At 46.0% G+C, this 22031-nt stretch carries 18 protein-coding genes; 11 read left to right on the top strand and 7 right to left on the bottom strand.

The genetic code is table 11. The features are described from left to right. Positions 1-2 precede the first annotated feature (2 nt). Positions 3-305 carry an isoamylase early set domain-containing protein gene (locus CWC22_RS19740; protein ID WP_010381125.1) on the bottom strand — a complete coding sequence of 101 codons (303 nt, stop codon included), beginning with the start codon at positions 303-305 and terminating at the stop codon, positions 3-5. 465 nt (positions 306-770) lie between these two features. Here CWC22_RS19740 and CWC22_RS19745 point away from each other — a divergent pair, with 465 nt between their 5' ends. Further along, entirely contained in the window at positions 771-2684 is a 1914-nt protein-coding gene (locus CWC22_RS19745; protein WP_138537904.1) for a putative bifunctional diguanylate cyclase/phosphodiesterase, read from the top strand. 15 nt (positions 2685-2699) lie between these two features. On the opposite strand, the gene CWC22_RS19750 is transcribed toward CWC22_RS19745, so the two are convergent. Next, positions 2700-3128, bottom strand: a complete 429-nt coding sequence (locus tag CWC22_RS19750; RefSeq protein ID WP_010381122.1) for an Lrp/AsnC family transcriptional regulator — start codon at positions 3126-3128, stop codon at positions 2700-2702. A 178-nt stretch (positions 3129-3306) separates the two neighbouring features. Between CWC22_RS19750 and CWC22_RS19755 the strand changes: the two genes are divergently transcribed. The 5 genes from CWC22_RS19755 to CWC22_RS19775 all read left to right on the top strand — a co-directional run bounded on the left by CWC22_RS19755 (position 3307) and on the right by CWC22_RS19775 (position 8945). Continuing rightward, on the top strand, positions 3307-4512 hold the full coding sequence (locus CWC22_RS19755; protein WP_125557074.1) for an aspartate aminotransferase family protein: 1206 nt from the start codon (positions 3307-3309) through the stop codon (positions 4510-4512). A gap of 33 nt (positions 4513-4545) precedes the next feature. Continuing rightward, the gene (gene astA, locus CWC22_RS19760; protein ID WP_138537905.1) at positions 4546-5580 is read left to right on the top strand and encodes an arginine N-succinyltransferase; all 1035 of its coding nucleotides are present in this window, start codon (positions 4546-4548) and stop codon (positions 5578-5580) included. 130 nt (positions 5581-5710) lie between these two features. Beyond that, on the top strand, positions 5711-6514 hold the full coding sequence (locus tag CWC22_RS19765; RefSeq protein ID WP_125557078.1) for a DUF1338 domain-containing protein: 804 nt from the start codon (positions 5711-5713) through the stop codon (positions 6512-6514). Positions 6515-6855: 341 nt separating this feature from the next. Beyond that, positions 6856-7647, top strand: coding sequence for a polyphosphate kinase 2 family protein (locus CWC22_RS19770; protein WP_138538023.1), 792 nt, complete (start codon positions 6856-6858; stop codon positions 7645-7647). Then, the gene (locus CWC22_RS19775; RefSeq protein ID WP_138537906.1) at positions 7647-8945 is read left to right on the top strand and encodes a DUF2252 family protein; all 1299 of its coding nucleotides are present in this window, start codon (positions 7647-7649) and stop codon (positions 8943-8945) included. Before CWC22_RS19770 ends, CWC22_RS19775 begins: the two co-directional genes overlap by 1 nt. On the opposite strand, the gene CWC22_RS19780 is transcribed toward CWC22_RS19775, so the two are convergent. Beyond that, entirely contained in the window at positions 8931-9872 is a 942-nt protein-coding gene (locus CWC22_RS19780; protein WP_138537907.1) for a ribonuclease Z, read from the bottom strand. The genes CWC22_RS19775 and CWC22_RS19780 overlap by 15 nt on opposite strands. A gap of 145 nt (positions 9873-10017) precedes the next feature. Between CWC22_RS19780 and CWC22_RS19785 the strand changes: the two genes are divergently transcribed. From CWC22_RS19785 to CWC22_RS19795, 3 genes are all read left to right on the top strand, one after another. Beyond that, complete coding sequence (locus CWC22_RS19785; RefSeq protein WP_138537908.1) at positions 10018-10290, top strand: DUF3081 domain-containing protein; 273 nt, start codon at positions 10018-10020, stop codon at positions 10288-10290. Between the two features lie 132 nt (positions 10291-10422). Continuing rightward, positions 10423-12027, top strand: a complete 1605-nt coding sequence (locus CWC22_RS19790) for an AbgT family transporter (RefSeq protein WP_010381107.1) — start codon at positions 10423-10425, stop codon at positions 12025-12027. Between the two features lie 144 nt (positions 12028-12171). Next, positions 12172-12807, top strand: coding sequence for a glutathione S-transferase family protein (locus CWC22_RS19795; protein ID WP_010381105.1), 636 nt, complete (start codon positions 12172-12174; stop codon positions 12805-12807). 47 nt (positions 12808-12854) lie between these two features. On the opposite strand, the gene CWC22_RS19800 is transcribed toward CWC22_RS19795, so the two are convergent. Continuing rightward, positions 12855-14153 (bottom strand): DEAD/DEAH box helicase, encoded by a 1299-nt coding sequence (locus tag CWC22_RS19800; RefSeq protein WP_138537909.1) that lies wholly within the window; start codon positions 14151-14153, stop codon positions 12855-12857. Positions 14154-14227: 74 nt separating this feature from the next. Further along, positions 14228-15142, bottom strand: coding sequence for a 4-hydroxy-tetrahydrodipicolinate synthase (gene dapA / locus CWC22_RS19805; RefSeq protein WP_138537910.1), 915 nt, complete (start codon positions 15140-15142; stop codon positions 14228-14230). A 154-nt stretch (positions 15143-15296) separates the two neighbouring features. On the opposite strand from dapA, the gene CWC22_RS19810 reads away from it, so the two are divergent. Further along, positions 15297-15950, top strand: a complete 654-nt coding sequence (locus tag CWC22_RS19810) for a DUF6058 family natural product biosynthesis protein (protein ID WP_138538024.1) — start codon at positions 15297-15299, stop codon at positions 15948-15950. 47 nt (positions 15951-15997) lie between these two features. Here the strand turns inward: CWC22_RS19810 and CWC22_RS19815 are convergent, their stop codons facing one another. Both CWC22_RS19815 and CWC22_RS19820 read right to left on the bottom strand, forming a co-directional pair. Then, complete coding sequence (locus CWC22_RS19815) at positions 15998-16255, bottom strand: hypothetical protein (RefSeq protein ID WP_010381100.1); 258 nt, start codon at positions 16253-16255, stop codon at positions 15998-16000. Positions 16256-16476: 221 nt separating this feature from the next. Next, positions 16477-19890: a rhombosortase-dependent cadherin domain-containing protein gene (locus tag CWC22_RS19820; RefSeq protein ID WP_125557882.1), complete on the bottom strand. Its 3414-nt coding sequence runs from the start codon at positions 19888-19890 to the stop codon at positions 16477-16479. Between the two features lie 261 nt (positions 19891-20151). On the opposite strand from CWC22_RS19820, the gene CWC22_RS19825 reads away from it, so the two are divergent. Then, positions 20152-21999, top strand: a complete 1848-nt coding sequence (locus tag CWC22_RS19825; protein ID WP_138537911.1) for a TonB-dependent receptor — start codon at positions 20152-20154, stop codon at positions 21997-21999. Positions 22000-22031 lie beyond the last annotated feature (32 nt).

The raw sequence follows: 22031 nt of genomic DNA on the forward strand, positions 1-22031 counted from the left end.
CGTTAAGCCAGCTTGTGAGTATCTACGACGCTGTTTTGCGTACCAAAGCCATTAGGCACATAGCCGTCTGCCTGGTCATCGTTGTCCCAATGCTCGCCATTGATCAAATACCTGAAATGATACTCTTGCCCTGTTGGTAAGCGGTGTTTTAGCTTAAATCGTTTGTCTTTTTTATTAAATTTCATCGTTAAAGGCTGCCAATCGTTAAACTCTGCAACGAGTTCCACCTTGATTGCTTCAGGATGAGTGATTTCAAACGTGACTTCTGCTTCGTTTTTTGTTTTGAAAAAACGCTTAGTTAACATTGTGGGCTCCAAAAAACCGCTAGGTTGTTTATCCTTGCCACAGTGCCGTGCCCGTTACAGCTAGACTAACGGTTGCTGTGAAACTACAAAGCATAATTGCTTATTGTCTGCGTACAGTGTGTACGCTTCATTACAGTGCAGTGACAGTCCAGCCTTGCACTAATATGGTGATTTTCACTTAGAAAGCTGGCACAACTGCCTGTATATTAGTATACGGGCAATAAACGCGCCAAAACTTGTTAAAAAGTTAGGTGAGAACTATTCTCGTGTAAAGTGAATTTAATTGATACTTGATCTTAAACACACCACAGCTGTATTAATTTATTAGAATATATGCGAGCACTGAGCTGCGATTGAAACCACCATCAATTAGGTGTAAAACATGTCATACTTAGGGCTTATTTATAGTATACTTACTGCTCCTGGCAGGGACGAATTTCTTTAGGTAGGTGGATACGCTCAATCATGCAAAGTGTTTTTAAAAATATAGCAACCTGTATTGTCTGTTTTGTAGTGATTGGCATCGTCGTTAGCTTGCTGTTTACAAAACACGTGGTCGACATCCAGACTGGTCGCACCACTATGGCGGTATATAATCAACCCACCAACTCCCAGTCAGAACATACGCCCTGGTATGCTTTCCTGTTTGCTGATCAGCGGTTTTTGTTGGTAAAAAACGAAACACATGTATTGCTGAAGCACGATCAATCAGAATTTACCTCAGCCCCCGTAAAGCAGGTCATGAAACGTGTATTTTCTTCCCCAGTCTTGCTGCTGCTTATTATGGTGATGCTGCTCTTAACACTAAACAGGCTGCGAGAGTTAAGACAACAACATGCCCGAGCTAAAGCACTTACAGACATTGACCGAGATCTCAAAGACATAATTAGCGGCCTCGAAATTGATTACAAAGCCTTGCCGATCGGTGGCTCTGTTGCTCAGATCAGCCACGCTGTTCATACCATTGCAAGTAATATTCAACGTATCAAAATTAAAACCGACAGCCATGTCTTTCAGGACAAACTAACAAAGCTGATAGACCGCCATGCCTATATCGAACACATCAGTAACGAGTTAGCCATGGCAGAACAGCAGCAAAGTAAATGTGGTCTATTGTTTATCGACCTGGATGGTTTTAAGCAAGTTAATGATTCATTCGGGCATAGTTTTGGCGATGAAATACTCATCCAGGTTGCCGAGCGTTTGTGCCAGGTTGTACGCCAATACCAATTGCAAGCACTGCATGCCGTGCATGGGCTCGATCAAAACCTGTCCAGACTCGGCGGAGACGAGTTTTCTATTTTTATCCCGGAACTCAAAGACACTGGCTTTTGCACTGAAGTAGCGCAAACCATACTTGGGGAAATTGAACGCGATTTTGTCCTTGGCAATAAACTTGTAAAAATCAGCGCCAGTATCGGTATTGCCGTATACCCCGACAGTGCAGCGACGCCGAATGCATTGCTACAAATGTCTGATGTCGCTATGTACCGAGCCAAAACAGATGGTCGCGGAATTTTCCGCGTTTACTCCCCGGAAATGGGCAATAAAATCCGCCGCTACCATTACCTGCTGGAAGAATTACGTCTGGCCATTGCTTCTCAGAATTTTCATCTATCATTCCAACCAATTGTGCATGTTGAAGATTGCTCCATTGACTACTTTGAAGCGCTCGCCAGATGGCACCACCCCATTGAAGGCCTGATCCCGCCGTCTGAGTTTATTCCCATTGCGGAAGAATCCAACCTGATTTTGGATCTGGGAGACTGGATCCTGCTAGAATCTTGTCGGCAAATGTCCGCCTGGCACAATGCAGGTATGAAGCGAGTGAGAATTTCAGTAAACGTCTCTGGGATTCAACTCAAGCATCGCGCTATTTTTGATTGGGTAATGGCTGCGTTAGAAAAAACAGGCTTACCACCCACTTCTTTGATGCTTGAAATCACCGAATCAACACTCATAACCGCCAGTAATGAGATCATTGCTCAGCTCGAGCGTTGTCGCTCTGCCGGTGTGACTATTGCTATCGATGACTTTGGCACCGGATTTAGTTCACTCAGCACGCTTGCAGATCTGCCAATAGACGTCATTAAAATTGACAAACTGTTTATTTCACAAGCCAAAGACAACCCTAAATACTACAAGATCCTTAATTCAATCAGTGAGCTGGGTGCACAACTTGACCTTAAAATTGTGGCTGAGGGTGTTGAACAGGTCGACCAATTTGAGTTGGTCAAGCAAATGGGGATCCGCTGCGTACAAGGATACCTGGTCAGCCGCCCGGAAACCTCCAGTCGCGTCGGCAACAAAGTACTGAAAAGCAATATGAACCACATTGCATCCACCGGTACTAGCGTATGGCTGCCGGAGTCCAGCTAACGTTGTGGGCTCCCCTCAGCGCTTAAACTTAGTCTCTAAAATCACCGACGACGTTGTCCGCTCAACGCCTTCAAGGTTCCCTATGTCATCGAGCAACTGACTGAGTTGCTCCAGGCTTTGCGCCTCAACTTCTGCAATCATGTCGTATTCACCACTGATGGCATATAAAGCTGAAATGTTGTTAATTTGCTTCAGCGCATTATTTGTTTGCGCAGTCAGCTTTTGGCGGACCTTAATAGAGACATGGGCCGCAACCTGAGATTCCTGATACTGCCTGCCCAGTTCAACACTGTAACCCTGAATAACACCACTATGCTCTAGTTTTTGCAATCGACTTTGCACTGTGGTTCTGGACATATCCAGAATCCGTGCGAGCTCTGAGATGCTGGCACGGGCATTTTTCCTCAGCTCAGAAAGTAAACGTTCGTCTTGTGAATGGATCATTGTGAAAACTTAAATCGTCATTTTGACTGTTATTTTAATCATTTTATTTATTTTTGCACTGCAAATTGACAACACAACGCGTAATAATGACAAAAAAGCGGGGAAAGCGAGTTTGTCTGTTGCAGATGGGCGCTTAATTCAACCCTGAGATGTAAAGTTTTTTAAAGAGGAAGTCGTCATGCAAGTGAATCGCGAACTGTTTAACGAAGTTATGGTACCTAACTACAATCCGTCTGAAGTAATCCCAGTTAAAGGTAAGGGTTCACGTGTTTGGGACCAAAAAGGCGACGAGTACATCGATTTCGCTGGGGGTATCGCCGTAAACTGCCTTGGTCATTGTCACCCCGCACTCGTCAACGCGTTGAAAGAGCAAGGTGAGAAAATTTGGCACCTGTCTAACGTTATGACTAACGAACCAGCCCTTCGCCTGGCGAAAAAACTCACTGACGCAACCTTTGGTGAGCAAGTTTACTTTGCAAACTCAGGGGCCGAAGCAAACGAAGCAGCATTGAAGCTGGCACGTCGCTGGGCCATTGATAATTACTCAGAAGAAAAGACACAAATCATCGCCTTCAACAAAGGCTTCCATGGTCGTACCTTCTTTACCGTCACCGTAGGTGGCCAGGCAGCATACTCAGATGGTTTCGGTCCTAAGCCGCAAGATGTCACACACGTTGATTACAACGATCTTGAGACCTTCGCTAAGCTTATCTCTGATAAGACTTGTGCGGTTATGATGGAACCGCTGCAAGGTGAAGGCGGTATTATCCCACCAACGAGCGAGTTTATTCAAGGTGTCCGTGAACTGTGTGACAAGCACAACGCGTTGTTGATCTTTGACGAAGTACAAACGGGTGTTGGACGCACAGGTGATCTTTATGCCTACCAGGGTCTTAACGTCACTCCAGATATCCTGACCACAGCCAAAGCACTAGGTGGTGGTTTCCCAATTGGCGCAATGCTAACAACAAAGGAAATCGCTAAGCACCTGAAAATTGGTACTCATGGCTCAACGTATGGCGGCAACCCGTTGGCATGTGCTGTTGCAGAAGCAGCATTTGACACTGTCAACGACGTGCAGCTGCTGTCTGATGTAAAGCGTAAAGAACAACTATTCCGCGATGGTTTGGCTGCCATTAATGAAAAATACAATGTATTTAGCGAAGTACGCGGTAAAGGTTTGTTGCTTGGCGCTGTGTTGAATGACAAATTTAACGGCCGTGCCCGAGACTTCCTGGTTGCCAGCGGTAAACATGGCTTGATGGCACTGGTTGCAGGTACCAATGTTGTTCGCTTCACACCTTCTTTGGTCATCCCGGATGAAGATATCCAGGCTGGTCTGGCTCGCTTTGAGCTGGCTGTAGCGGATGTTGTAAACGGTTAATTATGAAGGGCGCCCCTGCGCCCTGTTCAAATTATGCAAGTACTCAGACCCATTTCAAACAAAGACTTTGCAGCTTTGAAAACCATTGCGATTGAATCTGGTCATGGATTCACGTCGCTGCCGGTAGACGATGATTTGCTGAGCAGTAAAATTGTACGCTCAGAGCAGAGCTTTGATAAAACAGTTAAGCAACCGCAGGACGAAGGCTATTTATTTGTCCTTGAAGACAGTGACACGGGTGAGATCCTGGGCACAACTGCGATAGAAGCCGCGGTTGGTATGCAAACACCTTTGTACCACTATCATTTGGGCAAAACAGTCCACCATTCACGCACTCTGAATGTTTACAACACAGTAGATATTCTGAGTATGTGTAATGATTATACTGGTGCATCCGAGATCTGTACACTTTTCCTCAGGGAAGCGTTTCGTCAGGGTCTTGCTGGTCGTTTTTTATCTCGCTCTCGTTTTAACTTTATGGCATTACATGCCGACCGTTTCAGCGATACGGTGATTGCAGAGATGCGTGGTGTCAGCGATGAAGATGGACACTCTCCTTTCTGGCAATGGCTACAGGAACATTTCTTCAGCATCGAATTCCCGCAAGCGGACCACCTGGTTGGACTAGGAGACAAAGTATTCATCAGTGAACTGATGCCTAAATACCCAATTTATGCCAACTTGCTTAGCAAAAAAGCGCAAGCTGTCATAGGTCAGGTACACGAGAAAACTAAGCCTGCCCTGCGCCTGCTGGAAAAAGAAGGCTTTGAACATCGGGGCTACGTAGATCTGTTTGATGCTGGCCCTACCGTCGAGTCCAGATTACATAACATTAAAACAGTACGAGAAACCAAACGTGGCAAAGCACAAATTGTGGAGTCAGGTGAATTAGACACCGTGAATGGTGAAACCTGGTCAGTATCCAATTGTCGTTTAGCAGATTTTCGCGCCACCTTTGATACTCGTGTCAGCTGGTGTGCTAAAAGCAGCTCATTCAGGATCACTGCCGACATTGCATCTGCACTGAAGATTGTCGACGGTGAAGAGATCAGCGGATTCTTACTGTGAAATACTTTCGAGCGTCAGGGCAGTAAAACACATTTTGCACTAACCTGATGTTCCAACCGAATTAAACAATTGCGTCGTGCTTAGTCGTAATATTTAACGCGGCTAAGCCGCCTTTTTAAGGATTGTCATTATGCACAACAATGTAGATAGCTTATTTGAAAAACTATGGAATAACTACCTTGAAGTTACTCCATCAGCCGTAAAGGTCCATGAACTACTTGGCTCTACGCAACAAGATGATGTGATCAACGACCACATTGCTCTGCGTACCTTTAACCATGAGAAAATTGGTCTGGAAAAGCTGGCTGCGCATTTCAAAGCGGTGGGCTATACAGAATGCGGTGAATATCACTTCGAAGCCAAAAAGTTATACGCCAAACACTTTGAGCACAGCGATCCGACTAAACCAAAAGTATTCATTTCTGAGCTTCTGGTAGAAAAGTGTTCACCTGAGCTGCAAGCTATCGTTAACGAGCTGGTCGAACAAATCGATGAGCAAGCAGTTAGCGCTGAAAACTTCCTATATTCAGGCACGCATTGGCAAGTTAGCCATGAAACCTACAAACAACTTTTGGCTGAGTCTGAATATGCAGCATGGATGGCAGCCTGGGGCTACCGTGCAAACCACTTCACGGTGAGCATCAATCACCTGGCTAACTTTGAAACCATCGAGGCCGTTAACCAGGCTCTGAAAGATGCCAAATTTGAATTGAACGCATCAGGTGGCGAAATCAAAGGTTCACCAGAAGTGTTACTTGAGCAATCTTCTACGCTTGCTGACCAGCATGCGGTTGCTTTCAGCGACGGTGAATTCAGCATCCCAAGCTGTTTTTATGAATTTGCCCTGCGCTACAATAAACCAGATGGCGAGATCTACACAGGCTTTGTTGCAGCATCAGCTGACAAGATTTTTGAAAGTACTAACGCGCGTTAAGCAAGCTATCACAGTAACTTGTCAAAGCAGTCGTTCGACTGCTTTTTTTTGCCTGAGTCGTTCGACTGCTTTACTTATTGTCTGAACAAGCTATTTCCTCTGTCAGATCAATCCCACGCATTAAAAACTATGTCAGTATGCAGTAATACTCAGGTTGTCCAGGCACGCATTTCAGGCTACGTTTTTAGCTATCGTCCTACAACCTTAACGAAACTGTCATTTATGTAAGCTAGCGTAGATGTTGTGTAGCTGACAACGTATTGCGGTCATGACAGTGAAACTGCCAATGAGGTACAGCTGTGAATATTGAACCTAAGTTAAGTGTGCTGCTAAATCGCCAGATGTCGGTCAAAGCCCCCATGGAACATCCGGCATTGGATGATAAGAAAGCGTATCGACGAGCGCTAAAGTACTGGCAAAATGAGCTATTACATGTACAACAAGCCTATTACCATCAGGGTCGCCGCGCATTGATCGTGTTCGAAGGCTGGGACGCAGCCGGAAAAGGCGGTGCAATTCGTCGCATTACCGAACGACTTGATCCAAGAGGTTATCAAGTATTTCCCATCAGCGCGCCAAAACCAGAAGAACAAAGTAAACATTATCTCTATCGTTTTTACAATAAACTGCCAAAAGCAGGCACCCTGACCATTTTTGATCGCTCCTACTACGGCCGGGTATTAGTCGAACGCATTGAAGCGTTTGCCACCCGGAATGAATGGCAACGCGCCTATCAGGAAATTAATGAATTTGAACGCCTTCTCTATGACGACAAGGTAAAAGTCGTTAAGTTGTTCTTGCATATCAGCGCCGAAGAACAGCTTAAGCGCTTTGAAGAACGTCTCAATAATCCTTACAAACGCTGGAAACTAACTGAAGAAGATATTCGCAACCGCAACAGGCGTGACGATTATGAGCAAGCCATAGATGACATGTTTGCCCAAACCGACACCCAACAGGCCCCCTGGCATCTGGTACTCGGAGAACATAAATGGTATACCCGAGTGGAAGTATTGAAAACGCTTGTAAAAACACTTAGTGAAGGGGTAGATACAACTCCCCCACCGGTAGACCCGAATGTGGTCAGACTGGCAAAAGAGCATTTAGGTATCAAACACAAGAGGAAGGACTAATGGAAAGAGCAGATGTACTCGGTCAGTACTTTGACCAGCATGATGGCACTCACCCTAACATGGCGTTGCCCAAGCACAGCAAAATGGCCGCCAGCGCATTTCGCTTTTTCCGCGGCAGTGCTCCGTTGATGTACCGGGATATGGCAAATGACGTCATTGCATTGCCTCAGTCCCTTTTTGAACTTCCCCTCACCAATGTGCTCGGTGATTGCCACGCCAGTAATTTTGGCTTTTTAAGTGAAGAAGGTTCACATGGCGAAACATTGGTTTTTTCACCTAACGACTTTGATGACGCCTGTGTTGGCCATGCAGTTTGGGACTTGTTTCGATTTCTTGTCAGCTTACCTCTGGCCCAGCAAGAAGGCGCCCTGCTACAGAGCACAAGCGAAGACCTAAAGCTCAGACAAAAACCCCTGGCAGATAAAGCGCAAGTGCTTCAGGCCCAGCACACCTTCATCGACAGCTATGTAGCGACTTGTGAAGCGTCGTTGCGCGGGGAAAACAATAATCAAAGCGCACTTACTGAGTTCAGTCAGGAGCACATTTTACATAAACGCTGGCAAAAAGGCTTACAGCGTCTGGTTGGAGGCGCAGCCTTCAACCTCAAAAGCAGCCTGGCGAAAGAGGTTGACTTAAACAATCCTCCGCTCAGATTTAAGGAAGCCGATGAAAAGTTTTCACGGCTACATGAAGATTTTCGCACTACACTGCTCGAATATTTCCGGCCTTATGTCGACGATGAGATTATCGACTGCGTTGAACGCCTGGACGCCGGAACAGGATCAAACAACTTAAAACGTTATTACCTGCTCGTAGGCCCTAAATTTTGCTCATCTGCAGAGTTGTATCATATTGTCGAAGTCAAACAGCAACAACTTGCCGCACCATTGCACTATTACACCGATCTAAGTCCAACAAACCGGCTTAATCACGCTCACCTCACCGTTAACTGTCAACGCAAGATGCAACGTCGGCCTGACCTGGTTTTGGACGATGCTCTGTGGCAAGGTACTCACTGGCTGGTGCGCTCTCGTCATCATGCACGTGTTGGCATTGATCCCGAGCATATTGTGCTTGGCAAACGCGCAGCACAGAGAAACGGCTTAAGCCAATATGCTGAAGCCTGCGCTACAGCACTGGCTTACGCACATATGCGTGGCGATCGTCGCTCATTGATGTTTCAACAAGTCGTTGCTGATATTTTACCCGTGGCCAGAGCCGAGCTACTTAACGCAGCAAACCTCTACGCCAATCAGGTAGAACAAGACTGGGGACTATTTTGCTCACTCAGAAAGTAATTGCTTTGGCATAGTCACAACCAAAAAGTCCTCAGCCAGACGCAGCGTCCCCTGATAATGTGCTCTGGCTTCATGCTCTACGTCGTCGAGCATCCCTTCACCATGATAACGAACACTGAAATGGGTAAGTGTCAAAGCGGGTACATTGTGTTGTTGGGCAAACAATGCAACACGCTTGGCGTCACTGTGACCGGTGTGTGTGCCAACTCTCATAAGGTCTGGGTGAGTAAATGTTGCCTCGTGAACTAGCATATCGATGTCGCCGCAATAGGGTGACAATAAAGTGGGCTTTTCGTTATCACCACAAATAATCACGACCCTTGGACGCCAACTAGGAAACGCATACGACGCAGCGGACAAATGTCGGCCTTTATAAATCACGTCCACGCCTTTTTGTAACAAGTTATAGTGCGCCCCACTCGCAACACCTTCGAGCTGCAATTGTTTAACCCGAAGTTTTCGAGGGATCAGGGTTTCTTTAATCTTAAAACCAAAACTCGGTACCCGGTGCTTAAGGGGAATGATTTCGATATGGCAAAAACCGACAGTAATAGAATGATCGCTTTGCTCTATTGCCATCGTATGTAAGTCAAACGGCAGTGTGACCTGGGTAAGTGTCAGCGTCGACATGACAAACTGGATAACGGCCTGCGGTGCAATAAGGCAAACAGGTTCAACCCTGCCTGACATGGCCATCGACGCCAGTAACCCCGGCAAGCCATAACAATGGTCACCATGGACGTGACTAATACAAATCACACTCAAATGATAAGGAGACAAGGTCGATTTTAGAAGTTGGTGCTGAGTGGCTTCACCACAATCCACCAGCAACCAGGACTTGGTTTTCTCAAAACTGACGCCTGTTGCAGAGACATTTCTGCTCTGGCTCGGGCTGCCTGACGAGGTCCCTAAAAAATGTAATTGCAAAACTACTCCAAAAATATGAGCTTAGGCATTGATCCTGCCACAGCTTAAGTTAGAGTGAAACTAGTTCGGTTGACTTCATATTAACCGGTCAGTCAAACTTGGTTTGAGTAGACTTGCACGCCAATGCACACAACAGGAGCGTAAGATGAAAAACGATTTAGACAGTCGCCAAATCCTGGCCGTTTACGAATACATCCAACAACACGGCAATGCCGATGAGAACGGCAAATTGTTCGAAGGGATCCGAGCATACTCAGACCCGGATGGTTACACAATATATTTAGAAGGCAGTGCGCTGCTACTCAGGTTTGGGTTTCACAATACCTATCACCTCGATTACCAGCACGAAAAAAACAAAGAAGATTTTATCAACAAACTTAACTTTATCTATCAAATGGCTAATGAGTCTAAAGAGTAACCTGTATTTGTCGGTACAAATGGCAGTTTTACTCATTTTGTCTCAGAATTTTTCAAAATTAACGCGTAGCTATAAAACAAATGCCCGATTGGTGGTAGAGTAACGGCATTTTTTATAATTGAGAAATTTGCTATGTCGAAGGCTGTAGAGACGTCAGCTGATCAATCCAACCCACAGCAAAAACAAGGCGGCCTGTTTAACCGCTTTTTAGCGACGGTTGAGTTCCTGGGTAACATGTTGCCCCACCCTATCACCCTGTTTGCCATGTTCTGTGTCGCCATTGTTATATTTAGTGGCATCGCCGACTGGATGGGTCTCAGTGCCATAGACCCACGCCCCGAGGGCGCTAAAGGTAGAGCACCAGATGGGGTGATTGAGGTAGTTAGCCTGATGAGTGCAGAAGGTCTACAGCGTATCGTCACTGGCCTAGTTACCAATTTCACTGGATTTGCGCCATTGGGCACAGTACTGGTTGCATTATTAGGTGTGAGTGTTGCCGAGCATTCAGGTATGCTTTCTGCTGCTATGCGTGGCATGGTAATGGGCGCATCCAAGCGTTTAGTCACTTTCATGGTCGTGTTTGCCGCCATTCTCTCCAATACCGCATCGGAGCTGGGTTATGTTGTTTTAATCCCACTTGCCGCCATGATCTTCCATAGCCTTGGTCGCCACCCGCTAGCCGGTCTCGCAGCTGCATTTGCCGGGGTTTCTGGTGGTTACAGCGCAAACTTACTGTTAGGCACCATAGATCCGCTGCTTGCAGGGATCACAACTCCTGCTGCACAGATGATAGATCCAACTTACCAGGTTGGTCCGGAAGCAAACTGGTATTTCATGATGATCTCTGTATTCCTGATTGCTATCGTAGGTACCTGGGTGACAGAAGCGATTGTTGAGCCGCGTCTTGGTAAATACAACCCTGACGAGGCCAGTATTGATTTGTCCAGCAATAATATCGAGCACCTGACTGCAACAGAAAAATCTGGCCTGAAATGGGCTGGCGTCGCTTTGTTGGTTGTATCTGCCTTACTGGCGCTAACCATAGTGCCAGAAAATGGCATTCTACGTCATCCGGAAACAGGTGCTGTCGCCGGTTCACCTTTCCTAAAAGGCATCGTGGTCTTTATTTTTGTAACATTTGCAATTCCTGGCTTTGTCTATGGACGAGTAGTCGGTACCATGCGTAATGATCGTGACGTAATTGATGCTATGAGTAAAAGCATGAGCTCAATGGGCATGTATATTGTACTTGTATTTTTTGCTGCTCAATTTGTTGCTTTCTTTAAGTGGACAAACCTGGGCACGATTCTGGCGATTAATGGCGCAGCTATGCTGCAGGCGTTAAACCTCACCGGCCCGGAAGTCTTTGTACTGTTTATTTTGATGTGTGCTGTTGTGAACCTAAGCCTTGGGTCTTCTTCAGCACAATGGGCAGTGACCGCACCAATCTTCGTACCAATGCTTATGTTAGTTGGTTATGCACCTGAAACCATCCAGGCCGCCTACCGTATTGGTGACTCAGTAACAAACCTGATCACACCAATGATGAGCTATTTTGGTTTGATACTGGCCGTGGCTACTAAATATAAAAAGGATATGGGAATAGGTACTCTGGTCGCGACTATGCTGCCTTACAGTATGTGTTTCTTTATCGGTTGGGTTGCGCTTTTCTATATCTGGGTATTTGGTTTCGGCTTGCCAGTCGGGCCAAACTCTCCGATTTATTATCAGCCCTAACAAATTTATGCCAGCGCAAGCTGGCATTTTTTTTGGCGAATGTGCAAGGTTCTATTTGTTTAATAGTCGATGCTGTCCTACAGTCCTATAGGAATCGCCGAAAAGGAGTTTTAAACCTACGACATAAACTATTTAAGGCTAACCATGTATACACTGTTCTACTATCCACGCAATGCGAGTTTAGCACCCCATTTTGTTCTCGAAGCCCTCCAGGTCCCGTATCAGCTAGAACTTGTCGACCGAAAAAAAAATGTGCAAAGATCTGCGCAATATTTACGACTCAACCCCACCGGACGGATCCCAACATTGGTTGATGACGAGTTTGTATTGTTTGAAAGTGCCGCTATTTGCCTTTACCTCTGTGAAAAACATCCGGAAGGTCATTTAATTCCTACCGAAGCAAAACAAAAAGCAGAGTTTTATCAATGGCTGATGTACTTAACCACAACAGTACAGGCTGAGCTAATGATCTATTTTTACCCTGAACGTCACACGCAAAGTGCACTGATGTACGACGATATTGTCAGAACTCAGCAGTCTCGTGTTCAGGATATGCTGACTTTACTCGACAGACACTTGGCAGACAAAACCTATATGGTGGGTGAACAATTCACAGTCTGTGACTGCTATTTATTTATGCTTTGTATCTGGGCGGACGAACTAGCTAAACCGCCACTTCAGTTCGAGCATCTGGGTCGTTACTTAAGTGGTATTTCAAGGCACCCTGCCATTGAGGCCGTTTGTAAGAAGGAAGGGACGGAATTGGGAATGTATCGCTAAGCATGCATCGTCAGGTCTGGTTTATTAACCAGACCTGACGCGAGACATTACTTCTGTAACTTCAGCTGAGCGCCTTTCAGTCTCTGACGCACATTACTGATTTTGGAGCGATTTTTGGCTCGAGCTTCACCACTGGCCTGATTGCTCGGGCGGTTAGTTCGCGCTTTACGACGTTGGTGAGACGGCTTCCTGGCGAGATTTTCAATTAGATTTTCGCGACTAGCAACTTCGTAACCCGGCAAGTAATAACGCTGTATTTTTTGCCCAATCAAAGTTTCAATATGGATCAGGGTCTGCTCTTCTTCTCGTGCAACAAAAGAGATCGCCTGACCGGAATTTCCAGCGCGACCCGTTCGACCAATTCGGTGCACATAGTCTTCAGCAAGGTATGGTAAATCAAAATTAATTACGCGAGGCAGTCCATCTATATCGATGCCGCGAGCCGCTACCTCAGTAGCTACTAAGACTCTTACTTTTCCTTCCTTAAACTCACGTAATGCCCGGCGACGTGCTCCCTGACTTTTATCACCATGACACACAGTGGCACTGATACCGTCCAGTTCCAATTCTTTAACCAGCTGATCAGCATCATCTTTCATGTTCACAAAGACCAGTACTTGCAGCCAGTTTTTCTTACCAATTAGTTCCGAAAGTAGCTCCTGCTTACGCTTCTGCTCAACCGGATAAACAACATGCCTGACCGTTTCTGCCGTGGTGTTTTCTTTCGCAGCCTGCACCAATTTAGGCTCGCGAAGTACTTGCTTTGCAAATTGTTTAACAGCTGTAGGGAAAGTAGCAGAGAAAAGCAATAACTGCCGCTCCTCACTAACCATATCGATGACTTTTTGCATGTCCGCAACGAAACCCATATCCAGCATGCGGTCTGCTTCATCCAATACCAGATATTTAACCTGTGCCAGACTCACGGCACCAAGACGGATTAGATCCAGTAAACGCCCTGGTGTTGCAACCAGGATATCGACTCCCTGAGATAAACGTTGTGTCTGTCCTTCAATATTCACACCACCATATACGGCCTGAACAGTCAGCGAAGTATATTGACAGAAAGCCTGACAGTTGTTGGCGATTTGCTCCGCCAATTCACGTGTCGGTGCAAGAATAAGGGCCCGTGCAGAGCCGACAGACTCCCCTTCTAACAAACGATGGATCACAGGCAGTGCAAACGCTGCGGTTTTACCTGTGCCGGTTTGAGCCGTGGCCAGTACGTCATGGCCGCGACGAACAACCGGAATAGCCGCTTGTTGTATCGGTGTCAGGGTATGGAAATTTAATTCATCAAGCGCCTGTAACAAGGCATCGGGAAAACTGAAAGACTTAAAATTCATAGCAAAAACCTGCGACCATAATGAAGGGCCGCAGATTATACGCTATTTACAGGCTTAGTGTCACCTGTGTAGGGTTAATATAGTTTCACATCAACAGGATTGATAACATCAGCGCTGCCGCCAACCACCATTTCAGTATCCAGCTGGTTGATCAATTCCATCCCTTGCCTTTGCTGGGTTTCACTCAATGGCACATAAGGCAGACGAAAAACAGGCATCGCTGCCCCAGTCATGGCGAGCGCAGTATTGATAGCAATCGGATTAGGCTCACAAAACAACCAACTCATCAATGGCTGCAGCTGAGTGTTCAGTGTTTCATTTGGGCTATCAATCAGCGTGCGGAACAGCTGCGGTACAAGGTTTGACGTGACTGAAATCACGCCATGTGACCGGTGCTGGTGACGACTGTCATGTGCCTGATCATCATTACCCGACCAGCAAGCAATCCCCTTTTGCTCGTAATGTGCGATCCGTTCATGTCCTGCACATTCTTTCATCCCAATAAAATTCGCATGCTTAGCAAGGGGCTCTATTAACTCAGGAGTCAGATCCTGTCCTGTGCGACCAGGAACGTTATAAATAAACGCCGGACCAATATCGAGTAAACGCGCAAAGTGTTCTGTCAGCCCTGCCTCAGAAGTACGACCATAATAAGGGTTGATCTGTAATGCGGCATCCATCCCTGAGGCGAAACCATACTCGGTTGCTTTAACGGCTTCACGCGTATTGTTGCTGCCGGTATTACCGACAATCACCAACTTGTCAGAGAACTTATTAACACTATGGGCAATCAGCATCAAATGCTCTTCCCAATTCATTAACTGTCCTTCACCAGTCGTGCCGCCAACGACAATTCCATCAACACCCGCTGCAATCTGAGCTGCTACAAGTTTGTCAAAGCATGCAAGGTCAATTTCACCTTGTGAATCGTAAGGAGTTTTAATTGCAGTAATTAAACTGGCTTTTTTTATCGTTTCTATGTTGCGCATACGGATATCGTTTAATTCATTATTTGGCGCTAAGTTTTATCATAAATACCCCTCAGATCCGAGGGGGAAAATGGAAAATTTACAAAACAGCTTGCCTAACCTAATCAATTCAGCCAAAATGAAATTACTGTATATAAAACCAGTTATTTTATTTATGCGCCTGACTCACCATTTGAATACACATTTTTTCAGTGCAGAAGAGCTTTGCAGTACGCTTCGGATTACTGCTGAACAGCTAGTTCATTGGCAGGAAACCTGCATTTTCCCCAATGCCAGTTACAGTCTGGAAAATCAAATAAAGTGTAGCTCGTACCTTGGTCTCTATGAATGTGTTGAGCACACAGAATACTATCCAAGAGGCGCAGAGCAATGGGGCCAGCTATTACTTAAACATCAAGTTGAGCAATCTACACATGCATATGAGCTGTTTCAGCAAAAGTATATTCAAACTCTCACCAAGTGTGCACAACAGGGGCTGATAAGTCAGGACAGTCGCTTTAATGAAGACTTACCAGAGCACGTGCAACAAAGCTGGCAACAATTTCTGTGCAGCAAATACGGTGTTATCAGCCAAAATGGTCTGGTTGAAGAAGTTGTTTACATTGACTTAGGCCGGGCATTGGTCGACGCACTCACCGAAGAGCGCACTGCCGCACATATCCCGGCTGAACACAGAACTGAACTGCTAGGTGCACTCAAGCTCTTAAATCGCGCGCTGAGTCATCACATGGAGCATGAGAAGCCCATGTCCATTCGTTACAAATACATTGAGAGCCTGATCGCTAAATACGATTTATCTATTCGGTAATCCAGCATGCTCACCCCAGGCGCTAACCGCAATCGGGGCACCTCTATCTAATGAGCCTGCTCATAGTGGGCTCTAAAGATTTCAAACGTCTTCAATACCGTTAGCTGATCCTGACAAAGTGCGTCATACCAGGCATCAAATTGACTATCGTCGTCTTGTTCACTCAAGGCAAGATATTGTGCCAGTAGCTCGATAATATCGCCATGGGTGCAACTTAGGTTGTCCAGCTGCTTTAATTGTTCTGAATGATCTTTATTTTGTAGTTCAGCGATGACGCCGTTATCCAATTGTTGTGTTTTGTCCATCGTGACGAATTCCTGTTTCTCAATCCATTGATAGTTATATCAGCCTAGTTTGGAATATCCAGTGCTTTATAGATCGTTCGCTCAATCTATCAACAATTTATTATAAAAAGTAATTCAAATTGCAGAGTATTGTCTCGATAACCCCAACTGTGAGGCACTTGATATCAATAAAAAAGGCGAGCCAGCATTAGCTGACCCGCCTTTTTCACGTCAAGTTTTACTTATTTACGTCTTCTGCGAAGCATTGCCAACGGCAAGCTCAGTAATGCTAGCCATGAGAACGAACCGGCATCGCCGTCATCGTTATCATCATCATTACCACGTAAATCTTTAATTTTCACATTAACAGTTGTGTGTTTAGACAGGTTACCGTATTTGTCTTCAGCCTGCACACCGAGTACAACAAGTTCCTGATATTCAAAATCCAGTTCTCTGGCAACGGTAATGTTACCCTCAGCATCGATATTGAACGAATCATCGCCATATACATGGAATGCTACCACTGGTGAAACATCTGCGTCCGGGTCACTGAATGCCAGCTGTCCAATCACTGTACCAACAGGAGTATTTTCGAATACCTCGAATCTCTGCTGCTGCTCAATCACCGGGGCACGGTCAGCAATATCAACCACAAAGCTAGTTGTTGTTTCTACTTCACCATCTGATGCTGTCAGTACTACGTCGCCACTAAACACTTCTTCAGCCTGGCCACTTAGTACACCATCTTTGAATATAAACCCAGGCACTTGTGACTCCATAGTCAACTTAATAGTTTCACTATCGGAATCCGATACCTTGCCATTGAAGTCCATAGTAAACTGCTCACCTAGCGTCAAGCGAATGTCCTCTATCGCTTCGAATACTGGTGCATCGTTCACAGCTTCAATGGTTAAGTCAACAACGACCTCTTCAGCAGCATCTGACCCTTGTGTTTTACCTGCTACCTTAAAGTGGTCTTCACCGTTGAAATCTGCGTTTGGCATATAGACAACTTTAGCAACGTCATCTCCCTCAACAACAGAACCAGTATCAAGTAATTGACCATCCATCATTAAGATACCAGAGTCAGGCGTTTCAGTGATCTCAACCGTTACAAACGCGTTGTCTGTGAAACGACTTACCAGCGCTGAGGCAACGTTTAACTCAGTATCCTCTTGCGTGCTCAGCTCTACGTCACCAAAACTCGCCAGGGCAACTTTATATGCGCTGCGACCGTGAGTGAAAGCAAACACTTCATTATTGTGGAACGCGACTTTAGCGATGTTGGTGTTAGCCAGGCCTGAACCATCTGCAAACCAGTTTTCACCACCGTCAATAGAGATAAACACCCCTAAATCAGTACCGATAATAACGCGTTGTGCATTGTTTGGATCAACAGCAACAGAGGTAGCAGGAACGTTTGGAATATTTTTATCAATAGGCATCCAGTTCTTACCACCATCTGTGGTTTTCCACACATGTGCCTGATCAAACGTAGATACGGTTGCATATGCAATCTGAGCATCTGTTGGGTCGAACGCGATGGCGCTGATCGTCGCACGCTCACCTTCTTCACCTATTTTGAAACTATGCCAAGCTTGCTCTGCATCTGCTTCACCTGCAGCGTAGTTGATGTAGATGTAACCTTCGCGTGTACCTGCAGCTACAATATTCTCATCCTGTGGAGCGATACCGATCGCATATACTGCACTGTCTAATACAGGGCTGCCTGCTGTCCAGCTTTCAGCTTGATTGGTTGTACGCCATAGTTGGTTACCACCTATCCACAGAACTTGAGGGTTAGAAGGCGCCATTTCAAAGCGTGTAATGAATGGGAAGCCATCACCAGTGATACCGTTAGTAGCTCTGTTGAAAGTCGCACCACCATCGAGCGACTTCTGAATAGACAAGCCTGTGAATTCTGAGAACAGAACGTTTGGATTTGTCGGGTCAACTGCAGTCCAACCACCGTCGCCACCGGAAATTTCGCGCCACTCGTTGAAGCCGCCGTCGTTACCAAGCAAAGTACCATTATCCTGAGTACCGCCAAAGTACGCAGTGCCATCAGGCATTACCGTGCCATGATAAAATTGCGTAACCGCATAACCATTGTTAAGCGTTGTCCAATTCACTTTGCCTTCAGGGCCAGCCGCACCTTCCGCACCACAGATCTGAGCAAGGTCATAGCGCGCATCTAGGGCATTATCTGTGCGCTGAATACCACCATCGTTACCCACAAACATCGTTGTGTTGTTAACGCCATCATATGCTGGGTGGAATACCAGTGTGTGTTGGTCAGCGTGTGCATAGAGAGGGTGATCCATGTCGTACCACCAGATACTGGCTGGTACAAACGACTGTCCACCATCATCTGAACGGAATAGATCTATACCGCCGGTCCACACTACGTCTGGATTAGATGGATCTACAGCGATGATATTGTCGTACCAACCCTGGTTGTAAAATTGAGGATCTGGTCCATATCCACACTGCGGGAACAAGCCGTAAACTGTATTACTAAGCAATAATTTGCTGTAGGTATCTGCAGAATCACGCGTCACAGTCGCATTCCACGTCAAACCCATGTCTTCGGATTTGTAAACCGCTTCCATACCATGGTCGCCGACATTCGCAAGCAACGCGTACATGATATTATTATCAGAAGGAGCAACAGCAATCGTTGAACGGCCTTGAGTCGGCAACTCTAGTACTGAAGACCAGCTATCACCACCATCAGCACTGCGATGCATTCCACCGGTTCTGAATGAACCACAAGCAGTAACCAACACGTCTGCGTCGCCACCATCAACCAGTGTCAGATCAGTACACCCTACCGCGGCAGCTTCAGCCACAAACACAGTTTCCCAGCTTGCACCACTATCTGTAGAGCGCTGTACACCACCACGAGTAGCAGCATATAAAGTCGCAGGGTCATTTTTGCTGAAGACAATCTTGTTGGTATACTGGAATAGCTCATTGCCTGCGGTTGACTCTAGCTGCTCCCAGGTCGCACCACCATCAGTCGATTTGAAAATACCATCACCACGAATAGCGTCAGCGTTGAAGAAGCCTTCGCCCGTTCCAGCATAGATTGTATTTGGATCATTCGGCGCAAATGTCAGCGTAGTTACTGCAAGGTTGGTCGCCAAATCGCTTAGAGGCTGCCATGATTGACCTGCATCTGTCGTTTTCCATACACCACCTGCAACACCAGCTGTATACATGATGTCATGCTCTGTCGGGTGGATAATCAACGTTCTAGTACGACCACCAATGTTACCTGGTCCTAACTCTTCCCATTCACCCAGTTCACGATTCACGCCATCTATCGAGTTCAAACGTGGTGCATAATCAAATACAACGCTGTTTTCTGCCAAAGAGAAACGCGTCATCGTTTTGATGTGCTCTAACGCTTTAGAATACTTTTCAGTAGGCAGTGTTTCAGCCCCTTTAGGCAAACGCTGCGAAATATAAAACTCTTGTGCCTCTTTGGGTTTGTCATAGCGTTTTGGTGAATTGGCTTTTTTCTCCGCTTTGGCAGCCAGATAGTCCGCTTTTTGTTCGTAGATACTTGGTTGCGCATTTTGATACGCCAGATAGCTGGCACCACCCAGTGCGATTGCAACAGCCAGGCTCACAGGATGTAAGAGTTTCATATTTTTCCCTTGTAAGAGTAGTTATAGTTTTAATTGATTGTAAGTAAACAGATACGTCAGTTTAGCGTTGTACCGTTTACACCCCAAAACGTCAATAAAGTTAAGCACAAATGTAGAAAGTTACAAACAATGTGGTTTCACCGCATTTAACTTAACCCCGTTATCAATTAAGGGTACATTTGATTGTAACAATAACAGAATTTCATCAAATATGAATGATTTCTTAACGAGTCAAAGCAGTCAATTTAGGGTTAGCAGTACATGATCCAGGTTTTACTTTTATCTACGATCGCAGCGCAAGGCAGCGCCATTGAAACCATTGAAGTAATAGGCGGTAAAAATTTACTTGCATCAGAGCCATTTACAAACATTAACATTTCTCATGTCAGCAAGGAGGATTTGCATGGAGCAAGCAACACTATTGCAGATTGGGTAGTCCAGGTTCCGGGGGTGTCCCTGAATGGCCAGGGTGGACTTTATCAGAGCTATAGTATTAGGGGTCTAAGCCGCTGGCGAGTCAGAACTGAGGTGAATGGTATAGTCCTCCTGACCGACCGTCGCGCTGGTAACTCAGCTTCGTTTATTGACCCGGGCTTGCTGCAACTTGCTAGTGTGCAAAAAGGCCCGGCAGCCATGCTATATGGATCAGAAGCAATTGGCGGTGTTATCGCTATGAACTCTGTTCAGGGCGAGCAAGATACACTAGAGCTGGGCTATGAAGATACAGGTAATGGCCGCCGTATTCTGGCCATTACGGGTAAAGAAAACTACAACCTAGCCTTCGCATACAGAAAAAAAGAGCGAAGCCATGCTCCCAATGGCGACGAGCTCAATAATGGCTATGAGCAATTTTCATCCAGCTTCAGATATCGTCATGCGCTAACAGAAGACATTGAGCTGAATATGTCCTGGTTGCCCTCCGTCAGCAAAGACGTTGGGAAAAATGGTGTAGCCTATCCTGACAGCCAGATTGCCATGTATCCGGAAGATCTACATAGTTTGGCACAAGTCTCTGTGAAATCAAAACAGTGGCTGGTCAATGTGTTCCATCACTACCAAAACTGGGATAGCGATGTGCTTCGCATTGGCAAACGGCACAATCTGACCTCATACCAATCTCATACTCTCGGCGCGAACCTATATCACGAGTTTGACTGGCACGAGCTGCCAATTAGAGCAGGCCTCGACTGGACTGCCAGACGGGGAGTTTCAATTACAGATCAGGAAACCAGTCTCAAAGCCACTGACGATATAACAACAAACACTTTGTTGGACGGCCAACAAGACAACATCGCGGCGTTTATCAACGGTATCTGGGATGAGCAAAGCTGGCGAGTAGACTTTGGTGCACGATTTGATCACTTTGCTGCCAATAACTTCGGTGTCAGTAAGTCTGATAATCACCTAAGCCATAGCCTGGGCGTAACCAGAAAGTGGCAATCACACAGCGTGTCGCTCAATTATGCCAACGCATTTCGTTTCCCGACGCTGACAGAGCTTTACTTTAACGGCATCACTCCCAGAGGGAATACAATTGGTAACCCGCAACTTGACCCTGAAACCAGCCAGGGGCTTGAGTTGAGTTATCGCCACGACCACAAAATTGCCAAGACAACCCTGAACCTCTTTCATACCCGCCTGGACGATTATATAGAACGAATAAAGCTGGAGTCAGGAGACAGAACCTATCTTAATCTGGATCAGGCCAGTATTTCGGGGGCGGAAATATTAACTCAAGTCGAAGTTAACGACACACTGTCATATACGCTGGGATACACACATCAAAAAGGAAAGAGTGATAAAGGTGATTACCTGTCAGATATCGCACCTCGCAAACTGAGTATATCCGGTCAGTATGCATGGGACTCATTCGAGTTTAAGCCCGCGTTAACCTATCAACTGGCAAAAAATCAGCCAGGGTCAGGTGAAGCCGAACTGGACAAAAGCTTGGTCTTAGATCTGAACCTAAATTGGTACATAGATGAAAGCTGGACACTGCGTGCTGGTGTGCTAAACCTCTTCAACCGCCTTCATAGAACAACCGCGGACGAAGATGCGCCATTTCATGCCGAGCGTACTGTTAAATTTGATATCAGTTGGCAGATTTAACTAAGTGGGAAGTGGCCGATATTGGCACTTCC

It is taken from the genome of Pseudoalteromonas rubra, from assembly GCF_005886805.2.
GTDB classification, from domain to species: Bacteria; Pseudomonadota; Gammaproteobacteria; order Enterobacterales; family Alteromonadaceae; genus Pseudoalteromonas; species Pseudoalteromonas rubra_D.